At 70.2% G+C, this 25,401-nt stretch carries 23 protein-coding genes (1 of these 23 running past the window's edge); 15 read left to right on the top strand and 8 right to left on the bottom strand.

Annotation, left to right across the window (positions count from 1 at the left end; genetic code table 11):
* Positions 1 to 519 precede the first annotated feature (519 nt).
* The 6 genes from FrCorBMG51_RS14520 (at position 520) to dnaB (ending at position 4,724) form a co-directional block, all read left to right on the top strand.
* Positions 520 to 819: a hypothetical protein gene (locus FrCorBMG51_RS14520; RefSeq protein ID WP_047223595.1), complete on the top strand. Its 300-nt coding sequence runs from the start codon at positions 520 to 522 to the stop codon at positions 817 to 819.
* A gap of 231 nt (positions 820 to 1,050) precedes the next feature.
* A complete protein-coding gene (rpsF, locus tag FrCorBMG51_RS14515) occupies positions 1,051 to 1,368 on the top strand; it encodes a 30S ribosomal protein S6 (RefSeq protein WP_256386216.1) in 318 nt (105 codons plus the stop codon).
* Positions 1,369 to 1,381: 13 nt separating this feature from the next.
* A complete protein-coding gene (locus tag FrCorBMG51_RS14510) occupies positions 1,382 to 1,942 on the top strand; it encodes a single-stranded DNA-binding protein (RefSeq protein ID WP_047223594.1) in 561 nt (186 codons plus the stop codon).
* Positions 1,943 to 2,039: 97 nt separating this feature from the next.
* Complete coding sequence (rpsR, locus tag FrCorBMG51_RS14505; protein WP_013875613.1) at positions 2,040 to 2,276, top strand: 30S ribosomal protein S18; 237 nt, start codon at positions 2,040 to 2,042, stop codon at positions 2,274 to 2,276.
* An 11-nt stretch (positions 2,277 to 2,287) separates the two neighbouring features.
* On the top strand, positions 2,288 to 2,734 hold the full coding sequence (rplI, locus tag FrCorBMG51_RS14500) for a 50S ribosomal protein L9 (protein ID WP_047223593.1): 447 nt from the start codon (positions 2,288 to 2,290) through the stop codon (positions 2,732 to 2,734).
* A gap of 622 nt (positions 2,735 to 3,356) precedes the next feature.
* Entirely contained in the window at positions 3,357 to 4,724 is a 1,368-nt protein-coding gene (gene dnaB / locus FrCorBMG51_RS14495; protein WP_047223592.1) for a replicative DNA helicase, read from the top strand.
* Positions 4,725 to 5,149: 425 nt separating this feature from the next.
* Here the strand turns inward: dnaB and FrCorBMG51_RS14490 are convergent, their stop codons facing one another.
* Entirely contained in the window at positions 5,150 to 5,377 is a 228-nt protein-coding gene (locus FrCorBMG51_RS14490; RefSeq protein WP_047223591.1) for a hypothetical protein, read from the bottom strand.
* Positions 5,378 to 5,876: 499 nt separating this feature from the next.
* Between FrCorBMG51_RS14490 and FrCorBMG51_RS14485 the strand changes: the two genes are divergently transcribed.
* On the top strand, positions 5,877 to 6,275 hold the full coding sequence (locus FrCorBMG51_RS14485; protein WP_047223590.1) for a VOC family protein: 399 nt from the start codon (positions 5,877 to 5,879) through the stop codon (positions 6,273 to 6,275).
* Positions 6,276 to 6,348: 73 nt separating this feature from the next.
* Here FrCorBMG51_RS14485 and FrCorBMG51_RS14480 read toward each other — a convergent pair whose 3' ends face one another.
* Positions 6,349 to 7,230, bottom strand: a complete 882-nt coding sequence (locus FrCorBMG51_RS14480) for a helix-turn-helix domain-containing protein (protein WP_047223589.1) — start codon at positions 7,228 to 7,230, stop codon at positions 6,349 to 6,351.
* A gap of 174 nt (positions 7,231 to 7,404) precedes the next feature.
* Positions 7,405 to 7,608, bottom strand: a complete 204-nt coding sequence (locus FrCorBMG51_RS26875) for a hypothetical protein (protein ID WP_076842366.1) — start codon at positions 7,606 to 7,608, stop codon at positions 7,405 to 7,407.
* A gap of 1,094 nt (positions 7,609 to 8,702) precedes the next feature.
* Between FrCorBMG51_RS26875 and FrCorBMG51_RS14475 the strand changes: the two genes are divergently transcribed.
* The 4 genes from FrCorBMG51_RS14475 to ilvD all read left to right on the top strand — a co-directional run bounded on the left by FrCorBMG51_RS14475 (position 8,703) and on the right by ilvD (position 12,260).
* Positions 8,703 to 9,161: a hypothetical protein gene (locus FrCorBMG51_RS14475; RefSeq protein ID WP_047223588.1), complete on the top strand. Its 459-nt coding sequence runs from the start codon at positions 8,703 to 8,705 to the stop codon at positions 9,159 to 9,161.
* A 331-nt stretch (positions 9,162 to 9,492) separates the two neighbouring features.
* The gene (locus tag FrCorBMG51_RS14470; protein WP_047223587.1) at positions 9,493 to 9,816 is read left to right on the top strand and encodes an antibiotic biosynthesis monooxygenase family protein; all 324 of its coding nucleotides are present in this window, start codon (positions 9,493 to 9,495) and stop codon (positions 9,814 to 9,816) included.
* Positions 9,813 to 10,256 carry a hypothetical protein gene (locus FrCorBMG51_RS14465; protein ID WP_047223586.1) on the top strand — a complete coding sequence of 148 codons (444 nt, stop codon included), beginning with the start codon at positions 9,813 to 9,815 and terminating at the stop codon, positions 10,254 to 10,256. Before FrCorBMG51_RS14470 ends, FrCorBMG51_RS14465 begins: the two co-directional genes overlap by 4 nt.
* Before the next feature lie 141 nt (positions 10,257 to 10,397).
* The gene (gene ilvD / locus FrCorBMG51_RS14460; protein WP_047223585.1) at positions 10,398 to 12,260 is read left to right on the top strand and encodes a dihydroxy-acid dehydratase; all 1,863 of its coding nucleotides are present in this window, start codon (positions 10,398 to 10,400) and stop codon (positions 12,258 to 12,260) included.
* A 93-nt stretch (positions 12,261 to 12,353) separates the two neighbouring features.
* Here the strand turns inward: ilvD and egtD are convergent, their stop codons facing one another.
* The 4 genes from egtD to egtA all read right to left on the bottom strand — a co-directional run bounded on the left by egtD (position 12,354) and on the right by egtA (position 17,574).
* The gene (gene egtD, locus FrCorBMG51_RS14455; protein WP_047223584.1) at positions 12,354 to 13,379 is read right to left on the bottom strand and encodes an L-histidine N(alpha)-methyltransferase; all 1,026 of its coding nucleotides are present in this window, start codon (positions 13,377 to 13,379) and stop codon (positions 12,354 to 12,356) included.
* Positions 13,380 to 13,426: 47 nt separating this feature from the next.
* Positions 13,427 to 14,215 carry an ergothioneine biosynthesis protein EgtC gene (egtC, locus tag FrCorBMG51_RS14450; RefSeq protein ID WP_047223583.1) on the bottom strand — a complete coding sequence of 263 codons (789 nt, stop codon included), beginning with the start codon at positions 14,213 to 14,215 and terminating at the stop codon, positions 13,427 to 13,429.
* Between the two features lie 201 nt (positions 14,216 to 14,416).
* The gene (gene egtB / locus FrCorBMG51_RS14445; protein ID WP_235433578.1) at positions 14,417 to 15,928 is read right to left on the bottom strand and encodes an ergothioneine biosynthesis protein EgtB; all 1,512 of its coding nucleotides are present in this window, start codon (positions 15,926 to 15,928) and stop codon (positions 14,417 to 14,419) included.
* Positions 15,928 to 17,574 carry an ergothioneine biosynthesis glutamate--cysteine ligase EgtA gene (gene egtA / locus FrCorBMG51_RS14440; protein ID WP_476742171.1) on the bottom strand — a complete coding sequence of 549 codons (1,647 nt, stop codon included), beginning with the start codon at positions 17,572 to 17,574 and terminating at the stop codon, positions 15,928 to 15,930. The genes egtB and egtA overlap by 1 nt, the downstream gene beginning before the upstream one ends.
* Before the next feature lie 760 nt (positions 17,575 to 18,334).
* Here egtA and FrCorBMG51_RS14435 point away from each other — a divergent pair.
* Together FrCorBMG51_RS14435 and FrCorBMG51_RS14430 are read left to right on the top strand one after the other, a co-directional pair.
* Positions 18,335 to 19,126, top strand: coding sequence for a nuclease-related domain-containing protein (locus FrCorBMG51_RS14435; protein ID WP_047223581.1), 792 nt, complete (start codon positions 18,335 to 18,337; stop codon positions 19,124 to 19,126).
* 717 nt (positions 19,127 to 19,843) lie between these two features.
* Positions 19,844 to 20,167, top strand: coding sequence for a hypothetical protein (locus tag FrCorBMG51_RS14430; protein WP_013875592.1), 324 nt, complete (start codon positions 19,844 to 19,846; stop codon positions 20,165 to 20,167).
* 541 nt (positions 20,168 to 20,708) lie between these two features.
* On the opposite strand, the gene FrCorBMG51_RS28290 is transcribed toward FrCorBMG51_RS14430, so the two are convergent.
* Positions 20,709 to 22,112: a hypothetical protein gene (locus FrCorBMG51_RS28290; RefSeq protein WP_157180508.1), complete on the bottom strand. Its 1,404-nt coding sequence runs from the start codon at positions 22,110 to 22,112 to the stop codon at positions 20,709 to 20,711.
* 259 nt (positions 22,113 to 22,371) lie between these two features.
* Here FrCorBMG51_RS28290 and FrCorBMG51_RS25330 point away from each other — a divergent pair, with 259 nt between their 5' ends.
* The gene (locus FrCorBMG51_RS25330; protein ID WP_139342139.1) at positions 22,372 to 23,559 is read left to right on the top strand and encodes a hypothetical protein; all 1,188 of its coding nucleotides are present in this window, start codon (positions 22,372 to 22,374) and stop codon (positions 23,557 to 23,559) included.
* Positions 23,556 to 25,401: the 5' portion of a protein kinase domain-containing protein gene (locus FrCorBMG51_RS14410; RefSeq protein WP_052914682.1), read on the top strand. The gene runs 233 nt beyond the window's last position; 1,846 of the gene's 2,079 nt are visible here — the first part of the coding sequence; the start codon lies at positions 23,556 to 23,558; its stop codon lies off the right edge, out of view. The genes FrCorBMG51_RS25330 and FrCorBMG51_RS14410 overlap by 4 nt, the downstream gene beginning before the upstream one ends.

Here is a 25,401-nt window from a genome sequence, read left to right as displayed (position 1 = left end):
CTCGCCGCGCCGGCCCCGGCCAGCCCACCGAGCAGGATGCTCCGTCTGCTGACCGGCCGGCGGCGGAGAAAAGTCCGCAGCCATTCGTGCTGCTCGGCGATCGTCATGTCCTCGGCCATGTCGGCCGGAACCCCCGATCCCATCACTTCACCACGAGGACTCACAGGCATAGCGCCGAAATTAGCCCCGTTCCCGTCGGAGAGCGGAACCACAAGGTGACCGGAAACAAAAATATCAGTAAATACCGTGGTCGCCCCGGGCCCCGCCATGTTGCGGCCGGCCAGAAAATGTGTGGAAGGAAATCACGTCAGCCACGGTCGGTCCGGTGGTCGCGAACCGATCGGATCGTATGGTCGGACGAGCCCCGCCGGCCATGAAAATGGAAATGGAAGAACGACACCTTTTTGCCGTCCGTGAGCTGCGGGATCTGGCACGTACTGTGGATCCTTCGTCTCTGGAAGAACCCGATGGCCGTGGTGGTGGGATCGGGGAAGGATGGCACGGGCAGGATATGAAGCTGTGAGAGGTGTCGGTGTCACAGGCCGCGGGTTCGCGCCGTTCGTCGCGTCCGTCGGCCTGGCCGCCGCCGTGGCCGTGGTCGCCGCGATCTGGCCGTCACCCGGCCGGCACGTGCACGGCCTGCTGGTGGTGATCTCGCTGACGCTCGTCGTGGGGATGGTCGGCGCCGGTCTGCGGGTGGTCGCCGCCGCACGCGGGCGCGGGACCCGCGAGGTGACGCTCTCGGAGCCGGCGCCGGGCACCGAGTCCACCGGCGCGACCCGCGAGACGCGCGAGGTGACGGATGACGGTGGTGAATGACGACAGCGGATGACGACGGGGAGTGGACGACGACGGGGAAGGGCAGCGGGTGGGTCCGACCGATCGGCCTGTGGCCGGGTGGTATCGGGCCGGGCGGTATCGAGTAGTGTTTGCGACGTTGCCGCTGGTCGGTCCGTGCGGATCCGTTCCGCGTCCGGCCGTGTGCGGCACTGTCCCTCCTGCCACGGAACCCTCCGTGGCCGCCCGAGTCCACAGGAGGTGGGTTCACCCTTGCCACGTCATTACGAACTGATGGTGATCCTCGAGCCGGATCTCGAGGAGCGCACGGTGGCGCCGTCTCTCGACCAGTACCTGACCGTCGTCCGCTCCGGCGGCGGCGTGGTGGAGAAGGTCGACGTCTGGGGCCGCCGCCGGCTTGCCTACGAGATCCGCAAGAGTTTCGAGGGCATTTACGCCATTATCGACCTGCACGCCGAGCCGGACGTCGTCGCCGAACTCGACCGCCAACTCGTCCTCAACGAATCGGTGATCCGTACCAAGGTGATCCGGCTGCCCGAGAAGAAGCCGCGGCGGCGGGCCGCGGCCTGAAGGGAGCGGCCCCATGGCCGGTGAGACAGTCATCACGGTGGTCGGGAACCTGACGAACGATCCCGAGCTTCGTTTCACGCCCAACGGCGCGGCCGTCGCCAGCTTCACCGTCGCCTCGACACCACGCACCCTCGACCGGGCCACCAACGAGTGGAAGGACGGGGACGCGCTGTTCCTGCGCTGCTCCATCTGGCGGCAGGCCGCCGAGCACGTCGCGGAGTCGTTGCAGAAGGGCGCTCGGGTCATCGTCCAGGGCCGGCTCAAGCAGCGGTCGTTCGAGACCCGTGAGGGCGAGAAGCGGACCGTGGTCGAGCTGGACGTCGACGAGATCGGCCCGTCGCTGCGGTACGCCACCGCCAAGGTCGTCAAGGCCGGTCGCGGCGGTGCCGCCGGCGGCGGTTACAGCGGCGGCGGGCCTTCCGGCGGCTACGGTGGGCCGCCGGCGTCCGGGGGGCCGTCCGCGGGCGGCGGCTACGGCGGGCCGTCCGGTGGCGGCTCGGGATACGGCGGCGGGCCTGCCGACGACCCGTGGTCGGCGTCGCCCGGCGGCTACTCCGAGGAGCCCCCGTTCTGATCCAGCCGATCCCCGGCAGCGCCTGACCGGGGCCGGGCCCACCGGCGTCGGGCCGAAGCCGTGACGTCGGGTCGAAGCCATGACATAGGAGTGCACGATGGCCAAGGCGGCCGTGCGCAAGCCGAAGAAGAAGGTTTGCGTGTTCTGCAAGGACAAGACCGACTACATCGACTACAAGGACACCTCGCTGCTGCGGAAGTTCATCTCCGACCGCGGCAAGATCCGCGCTCGGCGGGTGACCGGCAACTGCAGCCAGCACCAGCGTGACATCGCGATCGCGGTGAAGAACAGCCGGGAGATGGCCCTGCTGCCCTACACCTCGACGGCCCGCTGAGGAGGATGACGATGAAGCTCATCCTCACCCAGGAGATACCCGGCCTCGGCAGCCCGGGCGACACGGTCCAGGTCGCTGCGGGGTACGGGCGCAACTACCTCATTCCTCGCCGGTACGCGATCGTGGCCACCCGGGGCGCCGAGAAGCAGATCGAGCAGATCCGTCGGGCCCGGTCGGCCCGGGAGATCCGCGATCTCGGGCAGGCAAAGGAGATCGCCGGCCAGCTCGCGACCCTGCCGATCCGGCTGGTGACCCGAGCGGGCAAGGAGGGTCGGCTGTTCGGCTCGGTGACGGCGACGGACGTGGTGGCGGCCGTGTCCGCCGCCGGTGGCCCGGACCTGGACCGCCGGCGGGTCGAGCTGCCCTCGCCGATCAAGTCGCTCGGGTCCCACACCGTGTCGGTGCACCTGCACCCGGAGGTCGTGGCGACCCTCAAGCTGGACGTCGTCTCCGCCTGACGACCAGCCGAACGCGGCCGGCCCACAACGGCCGCCCGCGGGACAGCACGCTGATCGGGTGACCGCGATGTCACTCACCCGGGCAGAGGCCGCGCGATGATGTTCCTTCGCGCGGCCTTCGCCTTGGACGGGCATGCTCCTGCTGGGCCGGCCGATGCCGACATCGCGGTCACCCGTTGTGCTTTCTGGACAGCCAGCTGTCAGGCCGCCGACCGCGCGGAGGCCGCGCGGGGGTCTCCGTACGATTCGTCGTCGAATTTCTTCCATCCACAGGGGATGGACGGCGATGACGCCCTTCCTGCACTGATAGCAGCACAGCCGACGTCAGCGCCGGCTGGTTGTCCACAGCCTCGACGGGCTTGTCCCAGCGATTTCCCCAGCCTTTCCGGAGTTGTGCACAGAGTTGTCCACAGGGCCTGTGGACAACTTTTTGGATGCTGGGCGGGTGCGCCCATACAGTCGACGCCGCCCGGTGAAGTGCTCGAGGAGACACCTCCCCAGGGATTGACGGGGCCGCCACTGTAGTCGAACATATGTTCGAAGATGGTGTGGTGTGGGGAAAGGGGCAGGCATGACGGGGCCGCAATCATGACGGGGCCACAGGCATGACGAGGCCACAGCCGTGACGCTGACCGATGTCGACCGCACCCGGGCCGCTTCCGGCGGGCCGGTCGAGTTCGACCGCACGCCGCCGCATGATCTGGCTGCCGAGCAGAGCGCGCTGGGCGGCATGATGCTGTCGAAGGACGCGATCGCCGACGTCGTCGAGGTGCTCTCCGCGAGCGACTTCTACCGTCCTGCGCACAGCACGATCTACGGTGTCATCGGCGATCTCTACGGTCGCGGCGAGCCGGCTGACGTGATCAGCGTCGCCGCCGAACTCGCCCGGCGGGAGCTGCTCGAGCGCGTCGGCGGGCCGGGCTACCTGCACACCCTCATCTCCAGCGTCCCGACCGCGGCGAACGCCGGCTACTACGCCCGCATCGTCGCGGAGAAGGCTGTTCTGCGCCGTCTCGCCGAGGCGGGCACCCGCATCGTCCAGCTCGCCTACGGCCCCGCCCAGGACGTGGACGAGGTGGTCGACCGCGCGCAGGCCGCCGTCTACGAGGTCACCGAACGCCGCTCGAGTGAGGACTACGCACCACTCGGCGACCTGCTCAACCCCGCGCTGGAGGAGATCGAGGCGATCGCGGGGCACGACGGCGCGCTGACCGGCGTCCCCACCGGCTTCAACGATCTCGACGAGCTGACCAACGGTCTCCACGGCGGCCAGCTGTGGATCATCGCGGCCAGGCCCGCTGTCGGCAAGAGCACACTCGGGCTGGACCTCGCCCGGTCCGCGTCGATCCGCAACAGCATGGCGTCCGTGATCTTCTCGCTGGAGATGAGCCGGATGGAGATCACCATGCGGCTGCTGTCGGCGGAGGCGCGAGTGTCCCTGCAGAACATCCGCACGGGTCGGCTCACCGACGACGACTGGGCCCGGCTGGCCCGCCGGATGGGCGAGGTCGCCGACGCGCCCCTGTTCATCGACGACAGCCCGCACCTGACCATGATGGAGATCCGGGCGAAGGCCCGTCGCCTGAAGCAGCGCAACGGCCTACGGATGATCGTCCTCGACTACCTCCAGCTGATGTCCTCACCGAAGCGCACCGAGAGCCGCCAGCAGGAGGTCAGCGAGATATCGCGTTCGCTCAAACTGCTCGCCAAGGAGCTGGACATCCCGGTGGTGGCGATCTCCCAGCTCAACCGGGCGTCGGAGCAGCGCGCGGACAAACGCCCGCAGATCTCCGACCTCCGCGAGTCGGGATCCCTCGAGCAGGACGCGGACGCCGTGATCCTGCTGTACCGGGAGGACGCCGTGGAGAAGGAGTCGGCCCGCGCCGGCGAGGCCGACCTGATCGTCGCGAAGCACCGCAACGGCCCGACCGGCACCGTCACCGTCGCCTTCCAGGGCCACTACTCCCGCTTCGTCGACATGGCCGGCTGACCCGAACGGCGCGACGCTCCACACCGCCGATCAGCTCAAGATCTCCAGCCGCCGCTCCATCTTCCCGTATCGATCTTGCAGATGATCGGCATCGAAGGACGCAGGTAATCGGCACTGAAGCGTGCAGGTGATCGGCATTCAAGGCTGCGGGAAATCGGTATCCTGAGATCATGGATGGTGTCGGCTACGTCCCGCGGAGACAACCACCGAGCGCCTTGACCGCCCGCTGATCCGCGATCTGCATCTCCCATGAGAGCAGCCAGCTCCACCGGGGTGGCTGGCCCCCGCAGGGTCCGACGGGGTTCCGAGCAGCATCTCACCGCGACGTCGGAAAGATCGCTAAACGGGGCCCGACCAGGACCGCCTACCAACAACGCACAGGTTAAAGATCAAGATTAGGGGCAGCTGGTCCAAGAGGAATCTTGTTATTGATCTACAGGCGGATTGTTTGGTGGCCTCCTCATCCAGCGGATCAGCCTCATCCAGTCGCGAAGAGGAAACGCGACAGCGATCTTCCAGATGTTCTCGAAGACGTTGTCCCCGCCGCGCTTAAAGATCAGATAGCTGAAGAGCAGCCACGACAGCCACGCGATCAGAACAACAACGATAGGTAGCGATACAACCACCAGCGGGATAGTCCAGGTCATGTCCATGCACGACTCCCCAACGAGGTTCGGCGGTTTCCGTCGCGCGATCTCACTTGATCGGACGGGTGCGAGACGACTCTGTGCCCAAGGCAAGGCGACCGCGCTTCGTGCCCAGAAAATTTGATCTTGAGGTCACTATCGGGTCATCTATGCACGTCGTACCGCTGGTTATGCGGATGAGCCGGCCGGCTGAGGTATCGACGGTAGGTGTGCCTCTTGTGGAGGCTGCCCCGCATCTTAGTCAGATCATCGAGTCAGCTGCAGGACCGGTTTGACCTGGTGCGGTAATAGTTCTTGCATTACCACAGTTTGGTCTGCATAACAGGATCATCCCGCTGCTGCGAGGCGGCTCTTCTTCTTAAGTAGATGGCGCTGTGAGGTAAAGCCCGTGGACCGCGGGATCGATGCCCTGGCCTGACCAGGTGCCGGTTCGCGGATTCATCCGAGGGGCGCCGGTTGATAATCATTGATGCGCGGAGCAGCGTGGGTGTCTATGGTCAGATAGATGCAGCATGCGAAGATCACTTCGTCCGCGGTGCCGTTGAACGTCGAGGACGTGAGTGCGTCCGCCGCGTTCCTCGTCGAGCACTTCGGCTTCCGGCAGGAGATGGCGGCCGACGGGTTCGCCTCGCTCACGCGCGACGACACCGGCATGAACGTCGTCTTCCTGCGCCGCGGGCTGCCGACGCTGCCGGCGGACCAGCGCGACAGCCACGCGGCCGGCCTGATACTCGCGTTCGTCGTCGACGACCTCGAGGGTGAGCTGGCCCGGCTACAGGCGGAGGGGGTGGCCATCACCATGCCTCTGACCACCGAGGAGTGGGGCGAGAGGGCGTTCCAGGTCCGTGACCCGAACGGCATCGTCGTCCAGCTCGTCGACTGGAACGGTGCCCCCGCGCAGTGACCCGCGCTCCGACGGCGGTGAAGCGTGTGCCTTCTGGGGTGGATGCCCCTGGGGCCGTGCTCGCGCCGAGCGGTCAGCGCTGTTTGGAGAGGATCTGGTCGATGTAGACGCGGCGGTGGCGGTCGAGGATCGGGTTGATGTCGGTGGTCGCCTTGCTCTCGAGCTCAGCGAAGATCCGGAGAAGAACCCGGACGGTTTCAGGCTTCTTGTGCGACACCACGGACAGTATCGCCTCGGTGAGCGCGCGGTTCTCGTCCAGTATTTCTATGCTGCTGGACGGCGGCACCACGAGCTCGGTCCCGTTGGGGACTAAGGCGATGGTGATGTTCGGCCGGCTGTCCGCGAGATCCCGGATGCGGTCGATCTGGGCGATCATGGCCGCGGGCGCCGCCACCGGATAGGCGAGCACCGACTCCAGCAGCACGAAGTAGAAGGTCCGCCGTTCGTCGTAGAGGATCCGCTGCCGTTCCATCCGCAGGGCGACCGCTTGGGCGCCCTCGGCGAGGTAGTCGATGTCGAACAGCTCGCAGAAACGCAGGATGATCGCCTGTGCGTATTCGCTCGTCTGCAACAGGCCGGGTACGAGGGTCGGCTGAAAGAAGCGGACGACCTGGGCGGCGGACTCGTGCTCGAGATACTGGGGCTGGAAGCGGCCGATGTAGGGGGTGGGGTCGATGACCGGGTCCGCGCCGGACACGAGGCGTTCGGCTGCCTGCCGGAACTGCGACACCACTGTCTCCGGCTCGTCGAGCGCACGCACGATCGCTTCGACGTCGTCAGGGCTGGGTGTGACCGTACCGGTCTCTATTCGGGATATTTTCGACTGACTCATCCTGGTTCGGCTGGCGAGCTCCTGGCCGCTGAGCCGGTGCCGGTGCCGCAGGGCCGCGAGTTCGGCTCCCAGCTGCGCTCCGGCCGCTCGGGCCGAAGCGTCATCGTCCGGGAGGTTTCTCATGCCACACCCTTCCGAGTCGGTCCGGAGATCCGAGCGGCCCAGCTCCCTGGCTGGCCAGAATGACAGCGACGCGGTGGCGGATGACGTTCGCGTCGCCGCGCCGCGGCGGGTTGCGTCGCGGGTTCGCCGTTACAGGTTCCTTCAGGCCGTGTGGGTGGCTGGTCGGGGGGCCGGTCAGGCCTGTAGCGCCTGGGCGGCCTGACGCAGGAGCGCGACCGGGATGCGGACCATGGATTCGCCGTCCGGTACGTCGTGACCGGAGTCGACCACGTACCCCTGCACCAGGACGGTATCGGGGCCCTCCTGATAGACGGTTGGACAACTTCCCGAATAGTCGCAGGAAGTAGCAATGACTATACCTGGCGTGTTGGCGCTCACGGTGGCTCCTGGTCGCGATGAACGGGCATGGCGGGACGACCCGGCGCCCAGCGGGCCAGGGTCGACGCGATCGTGGTTTTCGCGTCGTGGCTCCGGGAACGGAGTCCACAAGGCCCGCGGAGCCGGGCTCCCGGCTCCCGGGGCGCGGAGGCCCAGCTCATCATCCTCCGGACGCCGGCGGGTCGTCTATGCTCGTCGAGCCGTCGGCTATGCGGGTGAGCTGGCCGGCCGGAGCATCGACGGATGGCTTGCCCCTTGTGGAGGCTGACCCGCATCTTAACCACCTCACCGAGCCAGCCGCAGGACCGGGCTGGCCTGGAGTGGCTGTCTGGTGCGGTTGCGTGGAAGCGGCGAGCTGTCAAGATCGTCCATGCGATCATCCGCCACAGGTGGACGGATTATGAATTATTTGATCTTCGTGAATAGTTCTTGCATTACCACAGTTTGGTCTGCATAGTGTAGGCATCGCCCGCAGCGAGGCGGCCCCTCCTTCTCAAAGGATGTGGCGCTATGAGGCAGAGTCCGCAAACCGCGAGATCGATGCCCTGGCCTGATCAGGCGTCGGTTCGCGGGTTCATCCGAGGACCGCCGAGCGCTGGGCCACTCCTGTCGTGCGTATGGCGCGGGGACGCTCCGGCGCGTCCCGGTGGGCGGATTCACCTGATCGCAAGGGGTGGGCCGCTCTTCGTCATCTCTGGGCTCTCCGGGCCTTCGGACAGGCGAGGTGAACCATACTTGCGCGCCCCTTCGGCCAGGGTCCGCACGGACCAGGGCGACGGTTACGCGATCCCGGGGCCCACGGCCGCGGAAGACGATTCCCGAAAGACATGGAAGAGACGCGGAAAGGCAGCGATGACCATCTATTCGGAAATAACGACCATGTCGGGCAGCTCGCCCGGCGCGGTCGGCGGGAGGGTGTTGGCGCACCCACCCGCCGAACCGGACCAGCTTGACCCGCACCCCGGTTGGCCCCGGTGGGAGAACGGACCGTTCTCGACAATAGTCCTTCTCCCGCGTCCGCTGTTCCAGACAGGTAACCGCTTGGTATCCAGCTCCAGGATCCACGTTGCGGCTCGGCACCGACGGGAGGCACGATGACCGCCCAGGTGTTCGTCGCGGTAGCGGCGCTTGCGGAGGGCGACCAGAAGATCACGTTGCCGTCCACGAACACGTTGATCCTGCTCGGCGTGGTGCTCAGCGGAATCGCGCTCGTCAGCGGCCGGCTGCTGGTCGCGGCCGTCCTCGCGGTCGTGACGGTCGGCGTCGCGGGCCTCGCCTCCATCGCCGCCACGGTGTCCGGGCCGGACGATGTCACGCGGAGCGTGACAGCCAGCGTCGCCATGCTGGCCGGCCTGCGGCTGCGAGGGGGTATCGCGGCGCTGATGCCGCCGGGTGAAAAGCACCGGCCCGGCTGGCACCGGTTCCGCCGGCAACGACCGGATTCGGTGCCGGCTGGGCAACCTGCCCATCCTGCCGAGGAGAACTCCGGTCACCCGCGGGAGAACTCCGGCCACCCCGAGGAGGAACAGCAGGTCGTGAGAAAGGATGCCTGAACATAGAAGCGGCTCTCTTTCCGCCCGGGGCCGGGTACCGCCGGCCCCGGGCGGAAAGGCCCGCGGGAGGGAAGCGGACGGAAACAGGCGGGAGAAGAGCAGGTCGGAGAGACCGGACGGAGTCGAAAAGGCCAGACAGAACCAGACGGAAAAGGGGAGGGGCAGATCCGGGAGAGGGCGGGCAGGGCGTTCTCTCCCGGTCGCACCATCGGGATGCCGCCGGCAGGTCCGGGAGGGGACGAGCGCGATCCGTCGGGGCCGATCCGTCCGGGTTGGCCCGTTCCGGGCCGCGGCTGGATCGTGCATGTCCGATTCGTGCCAGACTTGGGCCATGACCGCTGCCGAGGACGGCGCCCAGGGCTCGCCGGTGCTGGAAGTCGCCCGTTTCGACGTCGTGCCCGGCCAGGAGGAGGCGTTCGCCGCCGCCTACCGTCGTGTCGTCACCGAGATCACCACCTGCCCCGGCTGCCGGTCGGCGCGGCTGGCCCGCGGGGTGGAGACACCGTCCCGGTTCGTCCTGTTCGTCGAGTGGGAGAACCTGGACGCGCACCTGGTGACCTTCCGCACCTCCGACCGGTTCACCCGTTGGCGTGCGGCGCTGGGTCCCTTCTTCGCGCAGCCGCCGAGCGTGGAGCATGTGACCGAGCTGTCGTGAGCACCTTCGCCAGCTATTTCTTCTTCGCGCCGGTGTTCGCGGTCGTCTTCGGCTTTCTGGGCTGGATGGTCCCGGTGCTGCTCTTCCGCGGCGCGGTCGCGCGCCGCCGGGTCGGCGTCCAGACCCTCTTCCGGACGGGATACGCGATCATCGCCGTCGTCAGCCTGTTCCTGCTCGTGATCGGGACGCGGACGAGCCAGCGGGTCCAGCACCTCGACGGGACCGTCAAGTATGTGGCCGGCCCTCGCGACCACGATGTGGCCCCGCTGCTGGGCACGGCCGCGTCCTTCGTGGTCGTGTGGCTGGTCCAGCGCCAGTGGCGGCGGTGGCAGCTGCGCCGCGGCGGCGGCCCCGGTGGCCCCGCTGGTTTCGGCGGGCCGGGCGATCGGTGGCGGCCGCGCCGCGGTGGCTCGCGCGGCCTCGAATACGACGGGGGTTAGGCTTGAAGCGGACGGGTGGGGCCCGGCGGGCGGGTCCGGGCGGGTTTGATGCCTGTACGGGTATGAATGCCTGGTATGGGTGTGCCCGCGGCCCCGGCGTGACCCACGTCCACGCCGATCGATCGCCATGAGGACTGCCCGATGCCTGTTCTGCGTTCCCGCACCACCACTCACGGCCGCAACATGGCCGGTGCCCGCGCGCTGTGGCGCGCCACCGGCATGACCGACAACGACTTCGGCAAGCCGATCGTGGCGATCGCGAACAGCTTCACCGAGTTCGTGCCCGGCCATGTGCACCTGCGCGACCTCGGCCGGATCGTGTCGGACGCGGTCGCCGAGGCCGGCGGCGTGGGCCGGGAGTTCCACACGATCGCGGTCGACGACGGCATCGCCATGGGCCACGGCGGCATGCTCTACTCGCTGCCGTCCCGCGAGATCATCGCCGACAGCGTCGAGTACATGGTGAACGCGCACTGCGCGGACGCGCTCGTCTGCATCTCGAACTGCGACAAGATCACTCCTGGGATGCTGCTGGCGGCCCTGCGGCTGAACATCCCGACCGTGTTCGTCTCCGGCGGGGCGATGGAGTCCGGCCGGGCGGTCGTCAGCGACGGTGTGGTCCGCTCGGGGCTGGACCTCATCTCCGCGATCGCCGCCTCCGTCGACACCGCGGTCGGGGACGCCGAACTGGACGCGGTGGAACGCTCCGCCTGCCCCACCTGCGGGTCCTGCTCCGGGATGTTCACCGCGAACTCGATGAACTGCCTGACCGAGGCGCTCGGGCTCGCGCTGCCCGGCAACGGCTCCACGCTCGCCACCTCCGCGGCCCGCCGCGACCTGTTCGTCCGGGCCGGACGCACGGTGGTGGATCTCGCGAAGCGCTGGTACGACAAGGACGACGACACGGTGCTGCCGCGCTCGATCGCGACCCGTTCGGCCTTCCTCAACGCCTTTGCGGTGGACGTGGCCATGGGCGGTTCGACCAACACCGTGCTGCACCTGCTGGCCGCCGCGGTCGAGGCCGGGGTGGCGGTCACCCTCGACGACATCGACGCGATCTCCCGGACGGTGCCATGCCTGTGCAAGGTGGCGCCGAGCTCGGACTACCACATGGAGGACGTCCACCGCGCCGGTGGCATCCCGGCCATCCTCGGCGAGCTCGACCGGGCCGGCCTGCTGCGCCACGACGTCCACTCGGTGCACGCCGCGAGCCTGGCGGAGTTCCTCACCCACTGGGACGTCCGCCGGCCGGACCCGGCGCCGGAGGCGGTGGAGCTCTTCCACGCAGCCCCGGGCGGCGTGCGCACGATCGAGCCGTTCTCGTCCACGGCCCGCTGGGAGTCGCTGGACACCGACACCGCCGCCGGCTGTATCCGCGACGTCGCGCACGCCTATTCCGCCGACGGCGGTCTGGCGGTGCTGCGCGGGTCACTGGCGCCGGACGGCGCCGTGCTCAAGACCGCCGGGGTGGAGGCCGGCCGGCTGACCTTCCGCGGCCCCGCCCTGGTGCTGGAGAGCCAGGAGGAGGCGGTGGAGGCGATCCTGTCGAAGCGGGTCACCCCGGGTGACGTGCTGGTCATCCGCTACGAGGGCCCGCGCGGCGGCCCCGGCATGCAGGAGATGCTGTACCCGACGACCTTCCTCAAGGCCCGCGGGCTCGGCCCGCAGTGCGCGCTGGTCACCGACGGCCGGTTCTCCGGCGGCTCGGCGGGCCTGTCCATCGGCCACGTCTCGCCCGAGGCCGCGCACGGCGGCGCGATCGCGCTTGTCCGTGACGGTGACATCATCGAGATCGACATCCCGGCCCGCCGGCTGGACCTGCTGGTGGACGCCGAGGAACTCGCCGCGCGGCGGGCCGAGTTNCGGGCCGAGTTGACCGCCGCCGGCGGCTACCGGCCGAAGGAGCGCCAGCGCCCGGTGTCGGCGGCGTTGCGGGCCTACGCGGCGATGGCGACCTCGGCGTCCACCGGTGCCGCCCGTGACGTCTCCCTGGCCGGCGGCTGACCGGGCCCGTCACCTGATCAGCCGGCCCGGTTCGTCGGCCGGGTCCTGCCGGCCGGTCTTGTTCGGCCGGTCCTGTTCGGCCGGCCGGAGTCGTCAGGCGGGGACGGCGAGAGCGAGCCCGAAGTCGCCCGCGGAGTCGGTCCACCAGTGGACCATGGCCAGGCCCGCGGCGGCGAACTCGGCGGCCAGGCTGTCCCGGGTGAACTTGGCACTGATCTCGGTGCGCATCTGCTCGTTCTCGGCGAAGGACACCGACAGGTCCAGCGCGCCGACGTGGACCCGCTGGTCGCGGACGGAGCGCAGGCGCATCTCGATCCAGGAGTTCTCCGCGTCCCACCGGGCCACGTGGGCGAACCCGCGCGGGTCGAAGTCGGCGTCGAGTTCGTGATTGATGACCGACAGGACGTTGCGGTTGAACGCGGCCGTGACGCCCGCGCTGTCGTTGTAGGCGGCCACCAGCCGGTCTGGATCCTTGACCAGGTCGCAGCCCAGCAGCAGCATGTCGTCACCTTTCAGGTGGGCGCGCATGCTGGTGAGGAATGCGTGCCGGCCCGCGGGCGCGAGATTGCCGATCGTCCCGCCGAGAAACGCGACCAGGCGGCGGTTGGCGTCGGGCAGCAGGTGGAGGTGACGCTCGAAATCGCCGACGATCGCGTGCACCCGCACCGCCGGATATTCCTGCCGGATCGCGGCCGCGGCGTGGGAGAGCACGGACTCGTCCACGTCGAACGGGACGAACCCGCGCAGGTGGCCGCTGCGCTGGAGGGCGTCGAGCAGCAGGCGGGTCTTGGCGGAGGTTCCGGAGCCGAGTTCGACGAGGGTGTCCGCTCGCGACATCACGGCGATCTCGTGGACGTGGCCGGCCAGAATTGCCCGTTCAGCCCGGGTGGGGTAGTACTCGGGCAACCGGGTGATGGCGTCGAAGAGCATGCTCCCGTTGGCGTCGTAGAACCACTTGGGTGGTAGTTCCTTCGGATTCGACGTGAGTCCGGTGCCGACGTCCCTGGTCAGTGCCGTGGTCCGGTCGGACGCGGTGAGATGCCGATCGAAGACGATTTTCGGGTCGAGATCATCCCTGGTGGAACCGACGTTGGTGAGACCGGTGCTGGACGCTGTCATGATCTGTAACCTCCGGGAGCGTTAATGCAACCGAGAGTAGCTGAATCTTAGGTCAAATTACTAACGATGACATTGCGTGTGTCGGCTACGAGCAATTGGTGATCATCAAGATCGATCCATCCGTCTCCGTCATCGCTGGGTTCGCTGGCCACCTCGACTCCGGCGCCGATCTCTGTGCCGACTTCCATATCGGCCCCGATACCGACTCCGGTGTTCTCGCCGCCGGACACGCGGTACGACAGGGTTTCACCCCAGGTTGTCGCCACTATTTGCGATCCATCGGTTACCAAAAGGTTGAGACGGGCTGCGCCGTCCCTGCCGCCCGCCGCGACGACGACCTCCGCGACGGCGTCGGCGAGGTGCGCGCCCGCGGCCAGCCGCTGCCACACCACGGCCGCCAGCAGCGCGGAGTCACAGCGCGAGTCGGGCACCGGCGCTCCCCGCGAGCCCCGCAGCAGGCCCAGCGGCACCGTGAGATCCACCCGTCCGTTGTGGCTGAGCAGGTGCCGTCCGTCGGTGTACGGCGCGGTCGCCGTCTCCTCGACAGGCATGCCGACGGTGGCGTTGCGGACCGCGGCCAGCACACAGCCCGAACTGATCACGCCGGCGAGGGACGCGAACGAGGCGTCGGTCCAGATCGGGACGGCGCGACGGTAGCGGGCCGGCTCCGTGCGGATCTCAGGGGCGTACCACCCGGCACCGAAGCCGTCGGCGTTGATCCTGCCGTGCAGCATCCGCCGCGGCTCCCAGGCCTGGCGCAGCAGGCCGTGCGGCGGGTCATGCAGGAGCGAGGCCAGCGTCCGCGGCGTCCCCAGCCACGCCGTGTGACGACACAACCGGAATCATCCTTCTTTCCTCGATGGTCGGGCTCTGTTGCTCTTCCTCTTCGGCGACCAGGCTTGTCGCGGTGGCCAGCTCTGACGGCCAGCTCTGACGGCCAGGTCGGATGGTCAGGGCGCGCGGGAGGCGTGGCCACACCGCCCGCGGCCTGCCGGCTNCCGCCCGCGGCCTGCCGGCTTCTGTGGTGGCGTGGTCCGTCAGGCGTCGCGCGCGAGCCGGAAGCCGGCGAAGATCTGCCGGCGGATCGGGTGGTCCCAGTTACGGAAGGTAGCTCTGACAGCGCTGTGATGCGTCGCCCAGGAGCCACCGCGCAGCACCTTGAACCCGGCGTACTCGGCAACATCGGCCGCCCCGGCCACCCCGTTCGCCGCGGCGGCACCGACCGCCCCGGCGGGCGGCCCCTTGCCGGCACCGGGCGCGGATGGGAAGAACACCTCGCTGTACTCGCGGTAGGGGAACGACCGGAAACCCGGATAGCCCACGAAATCCCCGGCCGTCCACTCCCACACGTCACCGATCATCTGCTCGACGCCGTAAGCGCTCGCGCCGGCCGGATACGCCCCCAGCGGCGCGGGGCGGGTGGCCGCCTGCCCCAGGTTGGCCCGCTCCGGCGTCGGCTCGCTGTCCCCCCAGGGAAAACGTCGCGAACGCCCGGTGACGGGATCGTGCGCGCACGCCTTCTCCCACTCGGCCTCGGTGGGCAGCCGCCGGCCCGCCCAGCGCGCGTGCGCCTGCGCCTCGTACCAGCAGACATGCTGCACGGGCTCGTCCATCGGGACCGGCTCGTCCCGGCCGAAGCGCCGGCGTATCCAGGCGTCGCCCTCGCGACGCCAGAACTGTGGGGCGGTCAGGCCGGCCCGGCACCGCCACGCCCAGCCGGCGGCCGACCACAGGCGTTCGTCGTGATAGCCGCCGTCCTCGATGAACGCCGCGTGCGCGGCGTTGGAGACCGGCAGCGTGCCGATGAAGAAGGCCGGTACGTACACCCGGTGGGCGGGACGTTCGTTGTCGTACGCCCATGCCGTGCCGGCGGTGTCGCCGTCGGTGCCCATCGTGAACTCGCCGGCCGGTATCAGGATCTCCGCCGCGGGCACCGGCCGGCCGGGTGGCGGCGCGGCGCGGTCGCCGATGATCGGGGCACCCGTACGGAGCTGGTGGGTGGCGAGCATCGTCTCGTCGTGCTGGTGCTCGTGCTGGACCACCAGCCCGTAGACGAACCCGCCGGTCAGCAGCGCCGCGCGCGAGCCCGGCGAGGGCGCGCCGACCATGTCGGCCATCCGCGGGGACGGCCCGCTGTCGCTGACCACCCAGGTGGTCGACGACAGCAGCGTGTCCGGGTTGAGCCGCGCCAGGACGCCCAGGACGGCGCCGCGCACCTCGTCGAGGTAGGACCTCGCCTGCGCCGGGCCGAGCAGCGGCAGGGCCGGCCGGTCCGCCCGGGGGTGGCGGAACGCGTCGTAGATGTCGTCGATGCCCGGCCGCAGCGGCCGGCTGCCCGCGACCGCCCGCAGCAGCCACGACTCCTCGTAGTTGCCGATGTGGGCAAGGTCCCAGACCAGCGGTGACATCAGCGGTGAGTGCTGGCGCCGCAGGTCGTCGTCGTCGAGATCGGTGTAGGCGAGGCTGCGGGCCCGGCTGTCCGCGAGCGCCCGGACGATCTCGTCGGTGGTCAGCCGGGTGATCAACTGGGTGGTCGGCCGGGTGGTCATCATGCCGTCGCCCATGGCCGGGTGGTCGCGCGCTCGTGGCCGGCGACGGTACCGGCACCGGTAGCGCTACCGGTGCCGGCAGCGCTACCGGTGCCGCCGTTGGCGCTGGTACCGGCTCCGTCAGCGGGAGCGCTCCCGCTGACGGCAGTGCTCCCGCTGACGGCAGTGCTCCCGCTGACGGCAGCGGTGCCGATCCCAGCGTTGATCTCGTCCCGGAGCAGGCCCAGCGGACCGTCGGCCGGCAGCCGGTCGATGAGATCGTCGGCGGGGCAGCGGCCCGGCTCGACGTAGGTCTCGAGATAGGTGTCGACGGCGGCGAGCAGGGCATCGTCGACACCCAGGCGTCCCAGCGCGTCCCGGGCGGCGCCCGCGCACCGCCGCGCCGCCCGGTGCAGCATGTCGTCGCGTAGCCCCAGCGCGGCCGCGGTCAGCCAGCGGCCGGCCACGGGTTCGCACGCGTCGGCGGCCGTGTCCGCGGCGCGGGGGTCGTCGAGCAGGGCGGTGGTCACCGCGACCGCCACCGGCCAGTTGCCGGCCGGTGCCGCGTCGAGGTAGCGCAGCTCCAGCCAGCCGCGCGGACGTACCGGCGGGAACACCGTGGTCGCGTGGTAGCGCAGGTCCGCGACTGTCGGCGGCCGTGCCACCGGGCCGGCACCGGCCACCCAGTCGGCGAACGTCGACCCGTCCCGGGCGAGCTGGAAGTCACCGTCGGGCCCGCGCACCAGCATGACCCTGGCCGCCAGCAGGTAGTCCGCCCAGGCCCTCGCCGGATCCGACTGCTGGGGGGCTGCCACCGGGGAGGTCCGGGTCGGGTCGATGTCCGCCCACAGCGACTGCCGGGTGGAACGCCACCCGGTCGCCGTCCCGGCCAGCACCGGGGACGCGGCGAACATGGCCACCAGCACCGGGCCGAGGGCATGCGCCAGCTCGAAGCGCCGGGCCCACCGCGCCGTGGCGCCCGCGTCCAGGTTGACCTGGACGGACGCGGTCGAGCACATCATCGCCTCACCCGCCCGGCCGCCGTCCGTCCGCCGGAAGTACTGCTGCATGGCCACGTAGCGGGAGGCGTGCAGCTGGCGGCGCGGCGGCCGCAGCGGATCGGTGCCCATCGCGGCCAGGGCGAGTCCGGCGTCGGCGAGCATGGCGCGCACCGCGGTGAGATCGGTGGCGGTCCGCGCCAGCGCGTCCGGCAGCGGCAGGGGCGGGGCGGACAGCTCGAGCTGGCCGCCGGGTTCGAAGGTGAGCCGGGTCCCCCCGGGCAGGAACAGGTCGTCCACCGGCTCCGGGGAGGTCGGCAGGGAGGTCTCCCCGTCCCGTGACGGCCGCGGCGGTGGGCTGCCGGNNGGCCGCGGCGGTGGGCTGCCGGTGAGCGCCGCCAGCGTGCGGCCGGGGGGCACCGGGCGTGCCGGGGAGGCGATGTCGACGACGAACCACTCGGTCTCGATGCCGACGTTCCCGGCGGGCTGATCGGTCAGGCAGGTCAGGTGCGCGTAACGGTGGACGTCCTCCCGTGAACGGATCTCGTCGTCGGCGCGGAGCCCACCGTCGGACCGGATCCTGTCGTTGGTGCGGATCCTGTCGTTGGTACAACAGGGGCCGCTACAACAGGGATCGGTACAACAGGCGTCGGGATCGGGTGCTGGCATGCCTGCCGGTGTCCGTTTCATGAACCCTCCAGGTCCGGACCGGCCAGGGTCGCTGGCCGTGGGTCGCGGTACGGGCCGATGGCGGTCGGCACGGGTCAGGTGGTCCCGGTCCGCCACGTCGTGGGCTTTCCGGCCCTTTGACCAGACCTTCACAGCAGGGTGTTGCCCGGTAGTTACCGATGCGCGAACGATGTGGCGCACATCGAAGGGCCGCTGTCGGATTGTGCCCATCACCCGACCCCCTTCACACCGGAAAGTTCGGTCATCGTCCGGAGTCTGATGGGAGGTGTGTGCAGCGTCCAGACTGTGCGGTGCCCGGCCTGGGCGCCGTTCCGGGCTGTGCGGCGCCCGGCCTGGGGGCCGTTGGGACAGGGTGCTGGGCACCGTTGGGACAGAGTGTAAGTATGTGTCATGTTGGATGACTGTTGCGATTTTTATGGAATGGTGGCCGTCGCATAGTTGGTTTGCTGTGGCGTTCGGTGACCGCATCGCGGCACACTCGGTGATGGCCAGTGTGCGACGCGCATGGGGCAGGTGGAACCGCGTGCGGTCGCACGGAGCCGGACCGGGGACGGAGCGCGTTCCGCGCCGGCCCACGCGTCAACGGCGGAGGTGACGGGGCCCGCGGCAGCGGGTCCCGCGCCATGCCAGCTCCCGCGTCACGCGGGCCAGGCCGGCGCGGCGGAGCGGTCGGAAACGGGGCGACCGGAAGGTGGTGACGACCGGGATGCCGGAAGGGCAGTGGCCTGGACGGTCGGCCATGGCGGAGTACCTGCGCCGCAGGGAGCTCTACGTAGCCGAACGTAAGGACCGCCTGGCACGAGCGGTCGTCACCGCGGCCGTGGCCGCCGCGCTGACCGTGGCCGCCGTCAGCGTGTTCGGTGCCGTGGTGGGCCTGTCCGCGCTGGTCGTGCTGCAGATGGTCCTCGGGGCCGTCCTGGTCGTCCTCGCCGTCGCCGCGGCGCGCTTCCTGCGTTCCCCGTCGGAGATCGAGTCATGGCGACACGACGCCGAGGCCGAGCGTCGCACGGCCCGCGCCCTCGACCGCCTCGTCCGGGCCGGCTACACGGTCCTGCACGACCGCGCGCTCGCGGACTCCGCCGGCAACGTCGACCATCTGGTGATCGGCCCGTCCGGGGCGTGGGTCGTCGAGACGGACGCCCACCGTGGGCCGCTGCGCCAGAACCGGGCCGGGCTGTGGGCCGGCAAGGTGCCGTTGCGCGCCATGCTCGGCCTGGTCACCTGGATGGGCGAGGAGGTCACCAGCCACCTGGTGGCCGATCTTCCGGACGGCTGGCAGCTGCAGGCCCAGCCGGTGGTCGCGTTCTCCCGCGCCGAGCTGCCACACGGGCTCGCCCTGCTCGACGGTGTGGTGCTGCTGCCGGCGGCCGGGGTTGCCGACTACATCCTCACCGCCGGTGTCGTGCTGAAGCCCCTGGATGTCGCCATTCTGGTGGACGTCGCCGAACGGGCCTTCCCGCCGTATCCGGTGGACGGGCCGGCGCCGACGTGGCCGGCGATGTCCAGGCTGCGGGGGATACTGGGCCGCTGACGGCCGGTCCTTTGGTCCTCCTTCGGTTTCCGGTGGTCCTCCGGCCGGCCCTTCGGCATCCTGGGCCCCGCCGATGTCGGGCACAGTGAGTGGATGGACGGGGTACCGGCTGCCAGCCGGGGGCTGCCAGCCGGGCGGGCCTGCGATCGTTCCTGGTCCGCGCCGCCGGCGCGCCAGGCATGCCGGGGCGCTCGCCGCGAGCGTTTTGTCCCGGAGTGTCGGCTCTCCGGTAAACGGGCGGTGTCCTGATATGGTCGGCGATCAGACAGGCCCCGCGCCGGCCGGTCGTGGGCGGCTTCGCCGCCGTACCGGTCCAGCGAGACGGGCACGCAACACTCCGCGCGGGCATATGTCGCCGGTCGGCCGGCATATGATCAGGGGGCTCTGTTCGGGCCGGGCCGGACTACCGGTGGCCGTCTTCCCGGGCCGGCGGGTATACCGGGCCAGCTTGTTGCGTCCGGGACGGAATACCATGTGCCAACTCCGGCCGCCGTGGTGTTCGCCGGCCGTTGTACGCTCCGGGCCGGCGAAGGCGCGTCGAATCAGTCCGGCGGCAGTTGGCCGGGCCGGTGCCGACGGAATTGGTGTCCGGTATTACCCGCATTCCGCTCCGGGGATAACGGAAAACTCGGTATAGGCGAATCGCGCAGGCTTGTCGTAAGCTGCTCCCAGGCCAGTCACCCGGTACTGTTCGGACCACCGGCGAAGGGTGTTGAAATGGGTAAGAGAATACTTGTCCTGGACGCCGACGGAGAGCTTCTCGGCAAGTTCGCGGACACCTACACAGCACACCTGTGGAGCCATTTCAGGATTCTCGCGCCAGGTTTCGACGGGCACGTCGAGGTGTTCGACCCGCATACCCGTACCTCCCTTGTGGTGGGCGCCGACGAATGCCGGAGCATCATCTGGGGAAGGGTCCAGAACACCGCGGTGGCCTGCGAGGAACGGGCTGAGCCGGACGAGCCGTCGCTGCCGGAGCTGTCGGTGCGACAGCTGTCACGCCGATCCATGACGCACGCCTGGCTCACCGCCGGGACCTGACCGCCGCGGTATCCGGATCCGGCTCGACCGGTGGACGGGCAGCCCGGACGACGTTTCTGAACAACGACGTTTCTGAACAACGATGCTCCCGAACGACGACGTTCCCGAGCACTGTGCAGAGCCATGTTCCCAACTCCCCGGCCGCCGGCTGACGGTGTCCTGGCCGCCGGGTGAACCGACACCGATGGTGCCCGTTCCCCCTGAATGCCTCAGGGCGGAGGGCTCCGCAGGCGCGACGGCGAAACAAGCGCGCTGCCGGGAGCCCTGAAGGGCCTTCCGGTGTCGGGCCGAGACGGGAGCGGCGGCGTGGGTAGCGGTGGTACACGGCCACCGCCCATCCCTTGCCCGCGCCGCCGCTCCCGTCCTTCCTACCCAGCGGTCCGCCACCTCCCGCCGCGTGGGCCGGCGTGCGCTCCCCGGCCGGCCGTTTCCATTGTCCGGTTCCCGACGGCTGCCGCTCACGGTTCATGTTGTTCGTGATCAGGTCGTTCCACGTCGCTCGTCGCGGGCTAGGCCGTCCACCGCCGGCCGGGCACTCCGGTCAGATGCTCTGGCCGATCTGGTGACGTACCACGAGAGAGCCGGCGAACAGGAAGAACAGCATCAGGACGAACGTGTTGGACGTGCCGCCGGTCGAACTGGACAGCACCATGTTCACCTCGGACCGCAGGACCGGCCCACAGGTCGCGATGATCGAACGGTTTCCGGCCCGGTAGGTGGCGAACTGCACAGCCGTGGAGAACTCCCCGCTCGCGTCCGCGACCGTCCGGCCGATCGTCCGGCCGTCATCGGAGACGATGACGACATCGGCGGCCGGAGTGCAGCCGGCACCGGTGGCGAACAGGGTGTCCCCGGCGGAGACGACAGGTTTGTCCAGCGCCAGCTGCCCGGGTAGTGGGCTGGGGAGCGCCGCTGCGGGCGAGGGCACAGAGGTGGGCTGCTGGGCGGCCGTGGGCCCCGGCCTGACCGGCACGCACCGGTCGGACGCGTCCCGTACGGATCCGGACAGGCAGGGTGACGGTGGCTGCGGGCACTGCTGCCCGGCGGGCACCAACAGACCGCCAGGGCAGGAGACCGACGGCCGTGGACAGACGCCGTCGCGGTCCGGCAGCGCCCCGCCAGGACAGGTCTGCCCAGGCCGCGGCGGCGGACACGGCTGCCCGGCCGCCACCGTCACCCCGCCGGCGCAGGTCTCGCGCTGCGGTGGGCACTGCTGCCCGGCGGCGGCCGTGCTGCCGTCCCAGCAGGTTGTCGGTGGTGGCGGGCACTGCTGCCGGCTGCGGGCGGTGGAGCCGTCCGGGCAGGTCACGGAGATCGGCCGGCAGATCCCGTCCACGCCGCGTTGCTGGTCTGCCGGGCATGGTGGGTAGCGGCAGGTGCCGTTCGCGTCACGTTCCTGGCCGGTGGGGCATGGCGGATAGCCGCAGACGCCGTTCGCGTTTCGCTGCTGCCCGGCCGGGCACGGCGGATAGTCGCAGGTCCCGTTGTCGCCGCGTTGCTGGCCCTCGGGGCATGGTGGGTAGCCGCAGGTGTTGTCCTCACCGCGTTGCTGCCCTTCGGGGCACGGCGGGTAGGCGCAGACGCCGTCCGAACTGCGTTCCTGGCCTGCCGGGCATGGCGGGTAGTCGCAGATCCCCTTCGCGTTGCGTTGCTGCCCTTCGGGGCACGGTGGGTAGTCACAGACGCCGTCCGCGTTGCGCTGCTGGCCGGTGGGGCACGGCTGCGGGGCGCATTCCCGCCCGCCGGGCACCACGGAACCGTCCGGGCACAGGCAGCCGTCCGGGGTCCCCTCGGGGCAGGCGGTGGGGCCTGGCGCGGGCGCGCTACTACTTGGAGTAGCCACGGCAGCCAGAGCCATGTGGATCGATTTCGTGCCCGCGGCGGGGGCGACGGCTGTCGTGAGCCCGGCCGTGGACGCCGCGCCGAGTATGCCGAGCAGAATCACCGAGGGCAGAACGGCCGTCAGAACGGTTCTGATGCCTGCCCGACGTAAAACCGCACAAGAAAAACGCACGACGCCCCCCGACCGCGAACGGAGCGGCGGCGTGTCGTGTACCGGACAGCATGTCCAGCCGCAGCCCTGCTCCCGCGATGACAGTAACATCGACGTCACAACAGAAAGCGGATTCTCGGGGGGCGTCGTGGCTGTTGTCGTGGAGCCGACGCGGCGAGCCGCGAGGCCGCTCACCGTTTTGGTGATCATCGTGCTGGCTGTCCTGGTCCTGTTGCCGGGCCCCGCCACAGCCACAGCCACAGCCGGCGACGGGCCGGGCGGTCCCGCCAGCGGCATCGTCGCCGCGGGCAGCGGGGGGCTTCAGCTCGACGCGGTGGTCAACGAGGTCTCCGTCACCGGGCGACGGATCGTGCTCGATCCGGAGCAGCCCACCCGTGTTCTTGTCACAGTTCGCAACAATCGAAACGAGCCGGCCCAGATACGGTCGATCCGCGTCAGCGGATCCGCGCTGGGCCTGACCTTCTTCGTCTTCGACACCGCCGTGCGGATGGACGTGCCGCCCGGTGCCTCGCTGGCCTGGAGCGTCGACATCGACATGGCGGAGCTGCGCGGACAGGCGACCGGGCTGCTACCCATGTCTGTCACTCTCCGCGACGCGAAGCGTGACGTCCTCGCCTCGGCCGACGGTATCGCCGACATCCGCGGCACACTGGTCTGCACATACGGCATGTTCGGGCTGGGCCTGCTGGTCGTCACGGCCATGTTGTGGGCCGCCGCGTTGTTCGCGCTCGCGCGCCATCGTCTTCCCCACAACCGGTGGCGGCGGGCCGTCCGGTTCGCGCCCGCCGGGTGTGGGGCCGGCTTCGTCGCGATCGTCAGCCTGTCGGCACTGCGGGTGACGGCACCGTCGACGTCGTCCAACCTGACCTTCATCGCGGCCGCCGCGGGGATCGGCTTCCTGCTGGGCTACCTCACCCCCACGCCAGTCTCCGCGCCGGCCTCCCTCTCGGCCCCCGCACCGGCCCCCGCGCCTGTGCCGGCCGGCACCCCGGCCACGGGCCCATCCGCGGTGACCATGGCCGCGGCCAGGAAGACGCCGTCCACAGACGATGTTCCCGTGGGCGATCCCCCGGGCGGCGGCGAGCGCCGGGCCCCGAGCCCGGCAGGCGCCGGGCTGCCGGCCGGTGGGGCCCGTCCGACAGCCCCGTCGCGGCCTGCCGTCGTCCGCCCGCAGCCGCCCGCTGCGGAGGCGGAGGAGCGTGGGTACGAAAGGCCGTCGCCGCGGCCTGTCGTCCGGCCGCAGCAATCCGCTGCGGATGCGAACAGGCACGGATACGAAAAGCCGCGGCAGCCGCCCGCACGGTTCTTCGACGAGGAGACCGACCCCTCCATCACCCGTCGCACTGACTGGCGCCCGCGTCAGGACGATCCTTCGTGACGATCAATTCGTCCGTATCCGGTCCGTCCGTGGCCCCACGGGCGCTGGTGGCCGCCCTGCCGCGGTACAGGCTGGGCGGCGAACTCGGCCGCGGCGGGTTCGGCGTCGTCTACGCGGCCCGGGATCCACGGCTCGACCGGGCGGTCGCCGTCAAACACCTGCCGAACCGGATCGCCGCCGACCCGCAGATGCGGCTGCGGTTCAACGAAGAAGGACGGGCCCTGGCCCGGCTGAGCCACCTGCACATCGTCACGGTGTACGAGTACGCGGACGAAGAGGTGGCCGTCGACGCCACGGGCCCGCCGGAACGGGTCTGCGCGCTGGTGCTCGAACACCTCCCCGGCGGGACGCTCGCGGAGCGTTTCCGCCGCATCGGGCTGACCATGGAACAGTCCTGCGCGGCCGTGCTCGCCGTTCTCTCCGCGGCGCAGGCCGCCCACGACCAGGGGCTGCTGCACCGCGACATCAAACCCGGCAACGTGATGTTCGACAGCCGCGGCACGGTCAAGGTGACCGATTTCGGGCTGGCCCGGGTCATCGGCGGGGAGACCACCCTCGCCTCCCGGGACGGTCGGTTCGTCATCGCCGGCACGCCCGGGTACATGTCCCCGGAGCAGTCCCGCGGCGACTACCTGGACGTCCGCACCGACGTCTATTCGGCGACGGCAATGCTGTACTACCTGCTCGCCGGACGCCTCCCCTACCCGACCGAAGGCGGGTTCCACCGGTTCCGGGCACATCAGGACGCCGCTGAGCCACCGTCGCCCGGCGACGAGGTGCCATCCGGGCTCGCCTGGCTTCTCATGCGCGGGCTGGCCCGGGATCCCGAGCGCAGGCCGGCGAGTGCCGAACAGCTCGCGGAGTCCGTCGCGGCCGTCGCGTCCGAGGCGTTCGGGCCCGGCTGGCTGGAGCGGTCAGGGCTGGCCGTACGGGACCTCTCCCCGGCGGTGCGCACGGCCCTGGAATCGTCGGTCCGACGCGGCCCGTCCGGCCGTGGCGAGGAGTCCGTGCTGGTGACCGACCTGGTGCCGGCGCTGTCCGGCACGCCCGTGGGCCGGCCGTCGCCAGACGATGTCGACCTCGACCAGGCCTCCCTCGTCCCGCTGCCGGAGCTGTCGGCCACCGGCCAGCAACAGGGGCGGGCGCACCGCCGTCGCCCGCCGTCGGTGCCGGTGCCGCTGCGGCAACTGGCCGGGACCGCGCTGGCCGCGGCCGTGCTGATGGTGCTGGTCGCCGTGCTGTGGCCGTCCCCACAACCGGCCGTCCCCACCGGCTCCACCGCCGCCGAGGGCATCCAGGTGGCCGGGGCCACCCCGCCCGCTGTCGCGCGGGTCGACCTGGCCGAGCCGGTGGAGATCAGCGGCACGGCCACGGCCTCGGGAACGGTGACGGTGCTCCTGCGGCTGTCCGTGGCGGGCATCCCACTGGGCACCGCGACCGGCGACCCGGTGACAGTGAACGCGGGCGAGCCCTGGCGAACAGACGTCACCGCCCCGCCGCTGACCCGGTGGATCGCCGGCGGAGCCGTCCACGGGCAGGTACGGCTGGATCGGGCGGGCACGAGCAGCGTCCAGGAGGTGACGATCGAGCCGAGGCAGACACCGCTGGCCAGCGTCATGGGCGCCGGCGGTGTGCTGGCCGCCCTGTTCGCGCTCGCCTATCTGGAGTCGACCCGCCGGCTGCTGCGCGACGGCTCCCGTCAGGGATCCGCGGTGTTCGCCGCGGGGGCTCTCGGAGCCGTCCTCGGGTTCGGCGTGTGGCTGTCCGCGGCTACGTTGAGCCGACAGGTCCCGGTTGCCGCCGCCGGGGTCTGCTGTGTCCTGCTCGGTGCGGCGGCCGCCA

The organism is Protofrankia coriariae (assembly GCF_001017755.1).
GTDB lineage: Bacteria > Actinomycetota > Actinomycetes > Frankiales > Frankiaceae > Protofrankia > Protofrankia coriariae.
The sequence above is the reverse complement of the archived record's forward strand: the minus strand, read 5'-3'. Positions and strand labels throughout refer to the sequence as shown.